This is a genomic window from Streptomyces sp. NPDC007971 (assembly GCF_042958635.1).
Taxonomy (GTDB): domain Bacteria; phylum Actinomycetota; class Actinomycetes; order Streptomycetales; family Streptomycetaceae; genus Streptomyces.
In genome coordinates this window covers 394,972-407,847 of the sequence record NZ_JBIBJK010000004.1, presented here as the reverse complement: position 1 = coordinate 407,847, position 12,876 = coordinate 394,972, and the positions used below count along the sequence as shown (strand labels likewise).

Annotated in this window: 10 protein-coding genes; 6 read left to right on the top strand and 4 right to left on the bottom strand. The window is 71.7% G+C overall.

What is annotated here, in order from left to right; all coding sequences use genetic code 11:
• Position 1 precedes the first annotated feature (1 nt).
• Both ACFZCP_RS10900 and ACFZCP_RS10895 read left to right on the top strand, forming a co-directional pair.
• Positions 2-637, top strand: a complete 636-nt coding sequence (locus ACFZCP_RS10900; protein ID WP_391426044.1) for a GNAT family N-acetyltransferase — start codon at positions 2-4, stop codon at positions 635-637.
• Positions 637-1,806, top strand: coding sequence for an MFS transporter (locus tag ACFZCP_RS10895; RefSeq protein WP_391426042.1), 1,170 nt, complete (start codon positions 637-639; stop codon positions 1,804-1,806). Before ACFZCP_RS10900 ends, ACFZCP_RS10895 begins: the two co-directional genes overlap by 1 nt.
• Here the strand turns inward: ACFZCP_RS10895 and ACFZCP_RS10890 are convergent.
• The 3 genes from ACFZCP_RS10890 to ACFZCP_RS10880 all read right to left on the bottom strand — a co-directional run bounded on the left by ACFZCP_RS10890 (position 1,803) and on the right by ACFZCP_RS10880 (position 7,498).
• Positions 1,803-2,588 carry a hypothetical protein gene (locus ACFZCP_RS10890; protein ID WP_391426040.1) on the bottom strand — a complete coding sequence of 262 codons (786 nt, stop codon included), beginning with the start codon at positions 2,586-2,588 and terminating at the stop codon, positions 1,803-1,805. The two genes, ACFZCP_RS10895 and ACFZCP_RS10890, sit on opposite strands and share 4 nt — an antisense overlap.
• Before the next feature lie 116 nt (positions 2,589-2,704).
• Positions 2,705-6,658, bottom strand: a complete 3,954-nt coding sequence (locus ACFZCP_RS10885; RefSeq protein WP_391426038.1) for an SGNH/GDSL hydrolase family protein — start codon at positions 6,656-6,658, stop codon at positions 2,705-2,707.
• A 318-nt stretch (positions 6,659-6,976) separates the two neighbouring features.
• Positions 6,977-7,498: a hypothetical protein gene (locus tag ACFZCP_RS10880; protein WP_362701112.1), complete on the bottom strand. Its 522-nt coding sequence runs from the start codon at positions 7,496-7,498 to the stop codon at positions 6,977-6,979.
• Between the two features lie 1,099 nt (positions 7,499-8,597).
• On the opposite strand from ACFZCP_RS10880, the gene ACFZCP_RS10875 reads away from it, so the two are divergent.
• The 4 genes from ACFZCP_RS10875 to ACFZCP_RS10860 all read left to right on the top strand — a co-directional run bounded on the left by ACFZCP_RS10875 (position 8,598) and on the right by ACFZCP_RS10860 (position 12,453).
• Entirely contained in the window at positions 8,598-9,167 is a 570-nt protein-coding gene (locus tag ACFZCP_RS10875; RefSeq protein WP_391426035.1) for a hypothetical protein, read from the top strand.
• Between the two features lie 606 nt (positions 9,168-9,773).
• On the top strand, positions 9,774-11,141 hold the full coding sequence (locus tag ACFZCP_RS10870) for a rhodanese-like domain-containing protein (protein ID WP_391426033.1): 1,368 nt from the start codon (positions 9,774-9,776) through the stop codon (positions 11,139-11,141).
• A 110-nt stretch (positions 11,142-11,251) separates the two neighbouring features.
• Complete coding sequence (locus tag ACFZCP_RS10865) at positions 11,252-11,710, top strand: rhodanese-like domain-containing protein (RefSeq protein ID WP_391426212.1); 459 nt, start codon at positions 11,252-11,254, stop codon at positions 11,708-11,710.
• On the top strand, positions 11,707-12,453 hold the full coding sequence (locus ACFZCP_RS10860; RefSeq protein WP_391426030.1) for a TSUP family transporter: 747 nt from the start codon (positions 11,707-11,709) through the stop codon (positions 12,451-12,453). The genes ACFZCP_RS10865 and ACFZCP_RS10860 overlap by 4 nt, the downstream gene beginning before the upstream one ends.
• 112 nt (positions 12,454-12,565) lie before the next feature.
• Here ACFZCP_RS10860 and ACFZCP_RS10855 read toward each other — a convergent pair whose 3' ends face one another.
• Positions 12,566-12,853 carry a metal-sensitive transcriptional regulator gene (locus tag ACFZCP_RS10855; RefSeq protein ID WP_362685290.1) on the bottom strand — a complete coding sequence of 96 codons (288 nt, stop codon included), beginning with the start codon at positions 12,851-12,853 and terminating at the stop codon, positions 12,566-12,568.
• Positions 12,854-12,876: the final 23 nt, after the last annotated feature.

The window sequence follows — 12,876 nt, the reverse complement described above, 5'->3', positions numbered from 1 at the left end:
CATGAGAGACCCCGAACGGGGCGTCACCGAGACCGACCGTCCCGGGATACGGGGCGTCACCGAGACCGACCGGCCCGAGGTGCGGGGCGCCACCGAAGCCGGCCCGCTCGGCATACGGGGCGTCACCGAGGCCGGCCGCCCCGGGATACGGGGCGTCACCGAGGCCGACTGGCCGGAGGTCGCCGCGCTGGAGGCCGGGGCGTACGCGGACACCTCGCTGACCGAGGGCGAGGCCGCGCTGCGGTCCCGGGTCTCGGCCGGCACCTGCTTCGTCCTGGACCTCGACGGCCGCGTCGCGGGCTACGTCCTCGCCCTGCCGTACCCGATGTTCCGCTACCCGGACCTGACCCGGCCGGAGCGGGTCGCCCACCGCTCGCCCAACCTTCATCTGCACGACCTCGTCATCAGCGCGCCCCTGCGGCGCAGGGGGCTGGGCAGCAGACTCGTCCGCCATCTGACGGACGCGGCCGGCGCGCGCGGCTTCGAGACGATGTCGCTGATCGCGGTCGGCGGCAGGGAAGCGTTCTGGCGGGCCAACGGCTACCGGGCCCACCACGAGGCCCGGCCGCCGGCCGGCTACGGCCGTGACGCGGTGTACATGTCGGCGCGGTTGGCCGCGGACCGGGAGGCGAGCTGATGGAGGACCCCGGTTTCCGGCGTGCCAAGTGGGCGATCGCGGCGCTGTTCTGCTTCCTCGGCCTCCAGTACGCCACCTGGGCCGCCCGGCTGCCCGCACTGAAGGCCAGGCTCGACCTGGGCGCCGGCGAGCTGGGGCTGCTGCTGATGGCCTGCGGCGCGGGCGCGGCGGCCTCGTTCCCGCTCGTGGCCGTGCTGATGCGCAGGCTCGGCTCCCGGCGGCTGTCCCTCGTCTCCGCGCTGTGCCTCGTGGCGCTGCTGGCGGCCCTGTCGGTGGTGCCGGACTACCCGCTCGCCCTGCTGGTCATCTGCGGCGACGGCGTCGCCGTCGGCTGCCTGAACGTCGCGATGAACGCCCAGGGCGCCGCGCTGGAGTCGGCGTACGGCCGCACCGCCATGTCCCAGCTGCACGCGACGTTCAGCGCGGGCCTGCTCGCCGCCGCCCTCCTGGCCTCCGGCGCCACCGCCGTCACCTCGTCGGTTCCGGCCCACTTCGCGGTGGCCGCGGCGCTGTTGCTGCTGCTGCTCGGGTACGCGCGCCAGGGCCTGCTCCGGCACACGGAACCGGGACCCGCACAGGTGGACACCCCGAAGACGGGGTCCCGCTGGGCCGTGCCGGCCGGGACGACCCTGCTGATGGGCTGCGCCATGGCGTTCGGCACCATCACCGAGGGCGCCATGAACGACTGGTCGACGCTCTACCTGAAGGACGTCGTCAAGGCCTCCTCGGCGGTCGCGCCGATGGGCATCGCGGTCGTCTCGGTCATGATGCTGCTGGCCCGGGTGCGCGCGGACCACTGGCGCAGCCGGTGGGGCGACGGGCGTGTGGTGCGCACCGGCAGCGCCGTGGCCGGCGCCGGCCTGGCCCTCGCCCTGTCGGCCGGCGGGGTGGTGCCCACCCTGCTCGGCTTCGCCTGCGTGGGCCTGGGAGCGGCCGCAGTGACCCCGTGCGTGTACGTCGCCGCCGCAGAACGCGGCTCGGACGCCCTGGCGTTGGTCGCCGCGATGGGGACGACCGGGCTGCTGGCCGGCCCCGCGCTGGTCGGCTTCGTCGCGGGTGCCGGGGGCCTGACCCTGGGCATGGCCACGGTCGCGGCCTCGTCCCTGATCGTGACCGCGGCGGCCCTGCGCATCCCGTGGCGGGAGCGGGTGCCGGCGCCCACGGGCTAGCCGGGCACCTCGGTACGGGTCCGGCCGTTCTTGAGCACGGCGAAATAGTCGCGGTAGGGGAGTTCGAGCCTGAACACCAGGCCGTACCGTTTCCGGACGGCGGCGACCGTGGCGGCCTTCGGGTCACGGACCACGCGTGACACCGGCGGATCGTCGACGAGGCCGGCGTAGGGCTCCTCGACCGTCCGCCCAGAAGCGCCGCCCCGGGTCGTGTCCCAGGTCAACGTCTTTCCGGACGCGGCCAGTTGGGTCGGCTCCGGAGCCTGAGGGCCCTGGGGGTTCGGACCGTGACCCCGGTAGTAGGCGACGAGCCGCCTGCCGTAGTCGTCGTGCCTGAACGGAACGGCACTTGCGGACCCGCCCGGCCGGGAGCGGGCATGATCACCCGCCGTCAGGATCCTGTCGAGTACGTCGCCCACGTGCTGGGGGTCGGCGCCGTAGTAGGCGATGATGTTCATCGAGCAGGCGATCTTGTAGTTGTCGGTCTTCTGCTGGAAGAACCAGCCCGGGCCCGACCCCGGCACACACACGTCGTGCACCACGACCAGGCCCGGCGACAGGTGGGTGCCGTCGGTGTACGCCCGTGCCACGTCCCGAAGCCGTTGCTCCGCCCGCTCCCGGGCCTGGACCGCCCGGCTGCTCTCCCCGAGCTCGCGCAGCTGCTTCTCGCCGACGGCACGGTCCGGGGTCGTGGAGCAGCCGGAGACGGCGAGCAGGACGACGACCGCCAACGATCCCCACACGCTCTTCGGGCCGGCGGTGCGCCGCGCGAAGGCCCTCATGCCTGTCCGCCTCTCATCCGCAGCTGCCTCTCTCTCGTCGTACGCCCGGCCCGGCCGTCACTGTCCACCAGGACGGCCGGGCCGGGCATGAGTACCCGTACTCAGAACTCGGACGGTTACAGGCCCATGCCTGCCATCGTGCGTTCCAGGGCGTTCGCGTACAGGCGCGCGCCCCCGATCTTCGGGTGGAACGACTGGGCCGACAGGCCGTACTGGTTGACGAGCGGCCAGTCCTTGACCGGATCGTCGGACTTCACCAGCGTCTTGACGATGCCGTGGATCTGCTCCGGGTCACCGCACACGCCCTTGCCCGCGAAGTCGGCCTTCGGGTTGGAGAACCACGCGTTGATGCCCGAGGCCTTGGCGTCGTCGACCGCGCCCTGCATCGCCGTCGACAACGTGTCGGCGGTGTCGTCGAGCCAGCCCGCGGACGCCTCGGACAGGCCGATGGCCATGCCGCTGAAGCCGATGTTCAGGCACGATCCCTTGTCGGAGAACAGGGGCGGGTACCCCATCAGGACGATCTTCGCGTTCGGGGCCCTCATGTGGATCTCCTTCAGGACCCGTGTGATGTCCGGCCGGACGACCTGGTTCATGAGGCCCGGAACGGCGGTCTCCAGCGGCTGTCCGAGGAACTGCTTGTCCCGACCGTTGACGCTGTCGTCCGTCTTGTCGAACGTCTCGCCCTGGCAACTGCCGTTGCCGATGGACAGCAGGCACTTCTGGACGATCTGGGCGAACCGGGAGTCGTTGCCGCCGATGGAGATCGTGACCAGGGTGGTGTTCTGGTCCAGATAGCCCTTGTCGATCTGGGGCTCCTCGCCGTTCTGGCTCTCGCCCTTCGACAGAGCACTGTCGGCCGGGCTCACTTTCTTGGGCAGAACGTTGTAGGTGCGGGCACCCGAGCACGCGATCAGGTGGTAGTCCATGGCCGGGTCCAGCGCGTCGTCCAGCGCGCCGATGGACTTCGACGCCCCGGGCAGCGTCGCCTGGCGCGACCACGCCTGGGTGGAGCGGTGGCAGGCGTCACGGGCGTCGTCGTCGAGCTTGTCGCGGTAGTTGGTCTCCGGGAAGTAGTCCCGGTCGCCCTCGGAGGCGCCCTCACCGGAGGAGTACGAGTCGCCCATCGCGACGACCACGTTCTTCGGCTTGCCCGGCAGCGGCTGGAACGCGACCGAGCCCCAGGCGATGTCCTCGTCGGCCGTGCCGTCGTCGGTGGCGTTCGACAGCGTCACGGTCGGCCGTCCGGTGAAGTGGAAGGCGCCCAGGCTCACCCAGCGTCCGGCACGCTGCTGCACGTCCCGGTCGGGGCTCTTGCTGTCGCTGTTGAGGACGTGGTACTTCGCCTGCCTCGTCTGTGCGCCGGTGTCCGGCAGGTGCACCAGGACCCGTGCCCAGCCGAGGTCCTGCCCGAGGGTCCAGGCGCCGGTGATGGTCATCCGGCCGCCGTCGCCGCCGAGGTGCTGCGCGTCGCGGGTGTGGGCGTACCAGTAGTGGCCGCCGTAGCCGCCGCCGACCTGGTGGAGGTCCTCCTTGCCCTCGTAATGGACGTCGGAGTCGGGCTGGAAGAGGAACCCGAAGGTGCCTGCCGACTTGACCGGGCCGCAGTCGGACCATGTCGGTGTCCCGTCCGGCACCGAGGCCACGACCTTCGCCCCCGTCGGTGCGCCGGTGCACACCGGGGTGCCGGTCTGCAGGCGGTGGCCCTGACCCGGCTCCGAGATCAGCGTCTGGTACTTGATGTTCTCGTGCCCGCAGGTGGTGGCGCACAGGGCCTTCCACGTCACGTTGGGCTGGTTCCACCAGTACTGCTTGTAGCACTCCTTGTTCGGGCAGTTCGGCGGGACGTTCGGGTCGCAGTTGTTCTTGGTGTTGCAGAACGCGTCCAGCGGCGGGGAGACCTGGCTGCGGTAGTCCTTGCTGGTCCACCACGCGGGCTGGAAGCCGGCCGTGTTGTACCCGGAGTCGCCGAGCCAGTCCTGTTTGCCGTCGGTGCCGTAGGAGAAGCCGGTGTCCATGGACCAGGCGGCCCAGCCCATCACCTTCTCCTCGTAGGGCCAGTCCTGCGGATGCGCGGCGTCCTTGTTGGCGGCCGGGCCGTCCACGTCGGTGTCCATGAACGGGTGGCCCCAGCTCTTCTTGTAGAGCGGGTTGGCGGGGTTGTTGTACCAGCCCAGACCCCAGTGGCCGGAGTTCTTGCCCGCGTCCGAGACCGGGTTGAAGCCCAGGTTGTAGTTCCACACGGCGGTGAACCAGTTCTCCACCATGGACGGGTCGTCGTTGTTGACGGTGACCGTCTGCCCGGGGGTGTGGACCTCGTTCCACTTGCCGGCCAGGATCTTCATCGAGGCGGCGATGTTCGTGGCGTAGTCGATCGCGACGAGCTTCTGCAGGGCCGGGGACAGGGCCTGCTCCTTGTGCCCGTTGTCGTCCACCTTCTCGTGGCCGGCCAGGCGCATGCCGTCGGTGACCTGACCGACGCCGTAACCGCAGTCGGACTTGTCCCAGTGGATCTTCCAGTAGGCGTCCGGGTCGTCCTCGACGGCCTTGCGGCCGTAGTAGCCGTCCATCGCGGCGAGCGGGTTGCCCATCTGGCCGGGGATCGAACCGCCCTCGGCCTGCCACAGGTTGGACTCCTGCGCCATGATGCCGAGCAGCACGTTCGCCGGGATACGCCCCTTGCCGTCACCGCCCGTCAGCGTCGGCACCGGGAAGAGACCCTGCGGGTCGATCGTGCCCAGGCCGGACTGGCTGCGGTAGCCGCCCTGGCGCAGGTACTGGGAGCGCAGCTGACCGCGTACGGCCATGTCGACGGCCCACTCGACCTGGTTCGGCGTCGGCTGCAGCGCCTGCGCGTTCACGTCGTTGCGGGAGATGGCGCAGATGCGGTCGGTGTCCCGCGGGTCCACCTTCGCGGTGGGGTCGTTGACCCGCGCCACCGAGGATCCCTTTGCCCTGCCGCCGGCGACGGCGAGCGCGGGGGAGGGGTTCTTCCCGTTCGGTGCCGTCGTGTCCGCGACCGACAGGGTGACCTTCTCGCCGGTGGCGGTGGCCGTGCCGGTGACCGTCACGGGCTGGTCCGCGGCCACGGTCTCAGGGGTCGGCCTGGTGCCGCCCGGGGCGGGCTCGGTCCTGGTGAACCCCTTGCCCGCGTTCTTGATGTGTGCCAGGCCCGCGCGGACGCCCGGGGTCAGGACCGGTTCGACCGCGAGGCGTCCCCGGGTGGAGATGTCCGTGTCGGCGGGGGCGTCGATCCGGGTGACGCCGGTGCCCCGCACCTTCGGGGCTCCCTCGGGGTGACCGGTGAGGAACACCCGGCCCGTCTCGCCCGGCATCAGGTCGAGGTCGCCCAGCTTCCCGGCGGCGACGAGGGCCGGCCTGCCGTGCCCGGACCACACCTTGGCCTGCGCGGTCTTCGTGTTCTTGCGGTCGACGAAGGCGATCTTCCCGCCCTGCGCGGGCCGGATGTCGAAGGGGACGCTGTCCCCGGTGACGAGGTCCTTCACCCTGCCGGAGCGGTCGATGTGGACCAGGTTGTGGCCGCGCGCGGCCACCGCCCCGTCCTCGACGGGCACGGCGCTGGTGATCTCACCCTTGACGGCCGCCTCGGCCAGGGACTTTCCGGCCGTGTCGACGGTCAGCACACGGGTCTTCGTCAGGGACGGGTCGTTGACGTTCCGGAAGGCGCTGAACGCGGCCGTGTGCGTGCGGGTGTTGCAGGAGGGGTCGAAGTAGGCCAGGGACACGGTGAACGGCAGTTTCGTCACCTGGCCGTTGCCGGTGTTGACGATGGCGGCGAAGGCGCCGCCCTGCATCAGGTCCGGCTTGTTGGTGAAGGTCCGCGGCGCGTACACGGCCGCGACGTGGTCGCGGTCCATCACGCACTGGTTGCCGATCCACGAGTCCGCCGTCAGACCCGGCTCGGACAGCTCGGCGGCGGTCTTCCACGCGTACGCCCGGCTGCTGTCCGCCACGAGGATCTTCAGCCCGCCGGTGTCGGCGGCGGCGGTCACGGCCCGGTCCCCGCTGCTCTTCCAGCCCTTGCCGAGCAGGCTGTCGGGATGCGTCACGCGTCCGGGCGGCGTCGGTGCGGTATGGCTCCGTGCGGAACCCGGGTGTGGCGCCGCGACGGCAGGGGCGGTCTGTATCAGGCTGCCGGTGAGCGCGGTACAGGCCGCTACGGCGGCCAGAGGCGCGAGTGTTCGCTTTCTCGGTCTCAAGAGAGATCCCCCGTGTCAGTCGGTTGGTGCCCTGAGCGGGCACGACTGCCCGCCCGCCCCGGCCGATACGGCCGGTGGGACGGACGGGTGCTGTGCTGCCGGGAACGGCCTGGTCAGGGCCGGCCGGTCGTGCGGTGTGGCGCTGAAGAACCGTGCAGGGACGACCCGTTACCCGTGGACCAGCGGGGATCCCGTCAGTTCCTTGGTGATGGGCCCATGGCCGTCGCCCTCGATGTCGTAGACGACCGTGGCGTCGGCCGACCAGAACACCTCGCCGTCGTAGACGGCGGAGGGGGCGGCACAGGTGTTCACGGGCTCGTTCAGGAACCAGGTGTAGTTGTCGTTGACCAGCTTGGTCAGATCACAGGTCTTGCTGGTGACCACGTGGTCCTCGGTGGTCTTGGTGAGGCGCTCCTCCAACCGCGTCGTGATCTTGAAGCTGGTGAAACGCTTGGAGTTGTCGATGACCTGGTCGTCGAGGATCTGCCAGGACATCACCGACTTCGCGGCGATGTTCCCGTCCTTGGAGGCCGTGCTGTTCTCCACGTAGTACTGGGTCTGCGGCTTCTGGCCGGGGAAGACGACGTCGAACTGCGACGTCGTGGCTGCCGCGGCAGCCGGGCCGGCCAGCAGGACGCCGAGGGCGACGGCGGCCGAGGAGAGTCCGGCAGCGGTCAATGCGCTACGCATGAGCGTTCCTTAGGGGTGTGTCAGGAGGCGTGACATCGCGAGGAGTGCTGACGCCACGGTGCCGATGGCCGCGCCCGGGTGTCGCGGCAGGTGGATGACCGACGCCCCGGCCAGGACAGCTGCGATCCGATGCGCAGGGCGGGGCGGCGCGTCACTGTAGCCACACCGGAAACAGCGGCAGCAAGAGGTATATCTGCCAGTGGCGCAAAGTCGCCCTGGTAAGCGGAATGCACCCGGCGGGCCCCGTTGGTCCGGCAAGATCCCCCGCCCGAGCTGTGAACCATCTGTGAAGCGGAAGCGGACGGGACCCTTTTGTCGAGATCGGCATTGACTGAAAACAGTGGGCGCGCCGATGGGACGTTCGGGCCGGTGACCAGGTATGGAGCGGGGGAGGGGCCGAACGAGGGTTGAACCGGGGCCGGTTATGGCGAAATCAAGTCAACATGGAAAGGTCGACAGGCTGTCGGATGCGACCCGACTGCACCCATGAATCCTTCACACAACTGCTGGAACATCCACGGAACTCCACATTCCGGTGCCCCGGTGCCGCATGGGCGCAATCAAGCCACCCGCAAGGGTCCTTGACGCTCCGGAGTGGTCCCCGGCTATGGTTACCGCCGCGTAGGGCAGCCTGACCAACCTGCCGAAACGCGCGCTGATCAACGACGGGGGAACGTCATGGGGCGCATCACCACGCCACCGAACCAGCCATGTGCCGACGCGGGACACAAGCCGCGCACGACGCGCCGCTCGATGCGGCACTCCTGAGAACGAGGGGCAGACGCCCCGTTCCACGACACTGCCCGGCCGGTGACCGCAAGGAAGCGGACCGGAGCGGCCTGCGGCATCGCGCCCGGCCATGTGCGGTCGTCCGCGATGGGCCGACGCCGCGCCGCGCCGGCCCCGTCCGCCCTGCATCGGCCCTTCCGCCTGCATCGGCCCTTCCGCCCTGCACCGGCCCGGTCGTGGGCCTGCAAACGGCACGGCACCAGCCTCTCCGTAGAGGGCCGTGCCCGCTCGATCCCAGTCAACTCACCCACGGACAAAGGACGTTTTGGCGCAACCGCGCCGAGGACGTCCCGAAGGGAAGAACACGTCCATGCGCACTCTGATTCGTGCCGCTGCCGTCGGTGCGGCCATCGCCGCCACGGCCCTGGTCGCCCCGCAGGCGATCGCCCAGAACGCCTCCGCGGCCTCCGTGACCTCCGCTGGCGAACAGCACATCGCCGGTACCGATGTCCAGCTCTCGGCGAAGGGTGCCCGGGACGCGCGCACCCGTGCGGTCGCCGGGGCGAACCCCGTTGCCGTCGCCGCGGCGGCGACTCTCTGCGGGAGCGGCTACAAGCTGGACAACGCCGAGCAGCTTCCCGACTCGCGGCGGTTCGGGACCCTGTTCACCTACACCAAGTATGTGGGCGGGGTGCACGGAGTCTGCTCCGTGTTCGACAACAACCTGGGCACCGCCAAGCACATGAAGCTGAAGCTCTGTGCGGGCCTGGTGGCCCTGGGATGCAAGACCGACGAGGGCACCTTCAAGGACTACGCCGGCCCCGTGAAGATCGAGAGCCGCGACTCCATGGCCGTCAACTGCCCGCCGGTCACCGCCATCATGTGGTCCGACTCGGTCGCGATCATCGACCGGGCCCGGTCGGCCACGGCCTGCGACTGACGCGCAACCCGGCCGCGGCCTCGGGCCGTGCCGGGTCCCGCGGTGATCGCGCCGCGCTCCCGCGGTACCCGAGCGGGCCCGCCACGCCCAGCGGCGTGCCGTCACGACCGTGACGGCACGCCCCCGGGGTGGTCCCGGCCCTTTCCGCCTCCGGCCGGATGAGCGGCGCCACGACGCGTCCCTCATCCGGCCGGACTCCATCGCCTGAACCAGCCGGCGCCGACCCCGGCGGCCACCGAAGCCGCACGGGCCCACCGGGGTGTCGTACGGGCCCACCGAAGTGCGCATGGTGCTCGCCGAGATGTCGTACGGGCCCACCGGAGGCCGAGGGCTCCGGCTCCGGTTCGGCCCGCTGTCCACTGAGACTGTTGCCCGCCTCCCTGATGTCCGCAGCGCGAAGGCTCCCGCTCCGGCCGGGTCCGCCTCCCCGGGACTGCCGTCGGCCTCCCGGATGCCCGCTCCTGCTTCGTACGCCTCCCCACCCGCGACACACGACGAGGTGATCCACAGGGCTTTCTCCGCCTTCGAAAATACCCCCGGGGGTACTCATGCTACCGTCGACGGCATACCCCCTGGGGTAATTCTTCGACGGAAGGGAGTCACCCGGTGTTCTTCGTCGACACGATCGAGGTGTCGGGTCTCGGCAACCGCAGCTACCTGGCGGGCGGCGGGCGTACGGCGGTGGCGGTCGACCCACCGCGCGACATCGACCGGGTGATCGCGGCGGCCGCGCGGCGCGGGGTGCGGATCTCGCACGTCGTCGAGACGCACCTGCACAACGACTACGTCACCGGCGGTCTGGAGCTGGCCCGGGTCACCGGCGCCGCCTACCTCGTCCCCGCCGGAGCCCGCGTCTCCTTCGAGCGCACACCGGTCGACGACGGCGACCGTACGGTGGTCGACGCCGCCGACGGGCTCACCCTGCGCGCCGTGGCGACACCCGGGCACACGCCCCACCACACCTCCTACGTGCTGGAGGAGGGCGGCGCTGCGGTCTCGGTGTTCACCGGCGGCTCCCTGCTGATGGGCACCGTCGGCCGGCCCGACCTCGTGGAGCCGCGGCTGACCGAGCGCCTCGCCCGCGCGCAGCACGCCTCCGTGCACCGCCTGGCCGCCGAGCTGCCCGACGACACGGCGGTGCTGCCCACACACGGCTTCGGCAGCTTCTGCTCGTCCTCCCAGGCACACGGGCAGGCGACCACCATCGGCAAGGAAAGGGCGTCCAACGAGGCCCTCACCCGGGACGTGGACACCTTCGTCGCCGACCTGCTGGCCGCTCTGGACGACATACCGGCGTACTACGCGCACATGGGACCGGCCAACGCCGCCGGACCCGCGCCCGTCGACCTGACGCCGCCCGCCGTGGCGGACGCGGACGAGATAGCCGCCCGGCTGGCCGCGGGGGAGTGGGTGGTGGACCTGCGCAACCGGGTCGCGTTCGCCGCCGGGCACGTCTCCGGCTCGTTCAACTTCGAGGCCGAGGGCCAGCTGGCCACCTATCTGGCCTGGCTGATCCCGTGGGGCAGGCCGGTCACGCTGCTCGCGGAGTCCCCCGAGCAGCTCGCCGCGGCCCAGCGTGAACTCGTCCGCGTGGGCATCGACCGCCCGGCCGCCGCGGCCACCGGTGACCCGCGCTCCTGGGTCCGCCGGGACGAGCCCCTGGCCACCTTCCCCCGGGCCACCTTCGCCGACCTCGCCGGCCAGTACCCGGCGCACGGCGTCGTCGTCCTCGACGTGCGGCGCACGTCCGAGCGCGCGGGCGGGTTCATCGAGGGCTCGGTCCACCTGCCGGTCCACACCCTGCACCGCCGCCTCGGCGAGATACCGCAGGGGCGGGTGTGGGTGCACTGCGCGGGCGGCATGCGCGCCGCCGTCGCCGCCTCCCTGCTGGACGCGGCCGGCCGCGACGTCGTCGCCGTGGACGACGTCTTCGGCGCGGCCGAGGACGCCGGGCTCACGGTCCTCACCGGCTGATTGCGCCGGATGCAGGACACGTCCGTGACGACCCGACGCACCGACCAGGCAGACAGGAGCACACAGCCGCGATGAGCATCTTCCGACGAGACCTGCACAGCCCGGGCCGGGTGACCGTCCAGGAGGCCGCCGCCCGCACCGGCCACGGGAGGGCCGCCGGGGACTCCGGTCGTGGCCCTGCCGCGGAGGCAGGTGGTCACGGCACCGCCGAGGAGGGCGGCAGCCACGGGACGGCCGCGGCGGCCGGTGACCGTGCGGCGGCCGGCCGAGCCGGTGAGGGCGCCGTCCTGCTGGACGTGCGCGAACCCGCCGAGTGGGAGGCGGGGCATGTGCCGGGAGCGGTGCATCTGCCGCTGTCCCTGCTGTCCGCCGGAGCCGGGCTGCCGGCCCCCGCGCAGGCGCGCCCGCTGGTCGTGATCTGCCGCTCGGGCAACCGTTCCCGGCAGGCGGCCGAGCTGCTGGCCGCGCGCGGAGCGGACGCCGTGGACGTCATCGGCGGCATGCGGGACTGGGCCGGGGCGGGGCTGCCCGTCGTCGACGCACGGGGCGGGAACGGGACCGTCGCGTGAGCGCTGTGCTGTGCGCCCTGGTCGCCGGGGCCGTCATAGGCCTGGCGCTCGGCGCGCTCGGGGGCGGCGGCAGTGTGCTGGCCGTCCCGGCCCTGATCTATCTGCTCGGCTTCACCCCGGTCGCGGCCACCACCGCCAGCCTGGTCGTCGTCGGCGTCACCTCGGCCACCGCGCTGTCCGCGCACGCCCGGGACGGACATGTCCGGTGGCGGACCGGCCTGTTGTTCGCGGCGGCGGGAACCGTGCCCGCGATGCTGGGCGGCGCGCTCGCCGGGCACCTGCCCGCAAACGCTCTGACGGCGGCCTTCGCCCTGGTGGCAGGGGCGGCCGCGGTGCGGATGCTGCGGCCCCGTCCCGCGACGGACAGCGTCGTACCGGTGCGGCCGGGCCGCGCGGCGGCCGCCGGTGCGGGGCTCGGATCGGTCACCGGTGTCCTCGGCGTCGGCGGCGGCTTCCTCGCCGTTCCCGCGCTGGTGAGCGTGCTCGGCATGCGGATGCGGGACGCGGTGGGCACCAGCCTCCTGGTGATCAGCGTCAACTCGCTGGCCGCGCTGGTGATGCGGGCCGGTACCGCGGACGGCCTGGACTGGGCCCGTATCGCACCCTTCGCCGGGGCGGCGATCCTCGGTGCCTGGGACGGCAGGCGGCTGGCCGCGAAACTGTCCGGGGGCGCGCTTCAGCGCGCCTTCGCCCTGGTGCTGCTGGCCGTGGCCGGGTTCATGATGATCGACGCGGTGCTCTGATGCACCGCCGGCCGCCGTCCCGGGCGAGTCCCCCACCGGCGACCACCCACGGGCGACCACACCGGCGACCACGCACCTGCGGCCTCACGCCTGTGGCCTCACGCCTGCGGCCTCAGGCCAGTGACAGGAAGAGCCTCTCCAGACGGGCCCGCATCTGCTCGGGATCCTCGCCGTTCTTGCGGCCGGACTCCATGTCGGCGACACATCGCTGCAGACCGGTGGCGATGAGCGCGAAACCGGCGCGGTCGAGCGCCCGCGACGCGGCGGCGAGCTGCGTGATCACGTCCTCGCAGTCGCGACCCTCCTCGATCATCCGGATCACACCGGCAATCTGGCCCTGCGCGCGGCGCAGACGGTTCAGGACGGACTTCAGCTCCGCACCCGCGAGTTCCAGTTCCACCATCGCTCCTCGGCCATACCCCT

Excerpts from the sequence above, each read along its gene's own strand:
- ACFZCP_RS10900 (WP_391426044.1), top strand. The coding sequence starts at position 2 with ATGAGAGACCCCGAACGGGGCGTCACCGAGACCGACCGTCCCGGGATA.
- ACFZCP_RS10895 (WP_391426042.1), top strand. The coding sequence starts at position 637 with ATGGAGGACCCCGGTTTCCGGCGTGCCAAGTGGGCGATCGCGGCGCTG.
- ACFZCP_RS10890 (WP_391426040.1), bottom strand. The coding sequence starts at position 2,588 with ATGAGGGCCTTCGCGCGGCGCACCGCCGGCCCGAAGAGCGTGTGGGGA.
- ACFZCP_RS10880 (WP_362701112.1), bottom strand. The coding sequence starts at position 7,498 with ATGCGTAGCGCATTGACCGCTGCCGGACTCTCCTCGGCCGCCGTCGCC.
- ACFZCP_RS10875 (WP_391426035.1), top strand. The coding sequence starts at position 8,598 with ATGCGCACTCTGATTCGTGCCGCTGCCGTCGGTGCGGCCATCGCCGCC.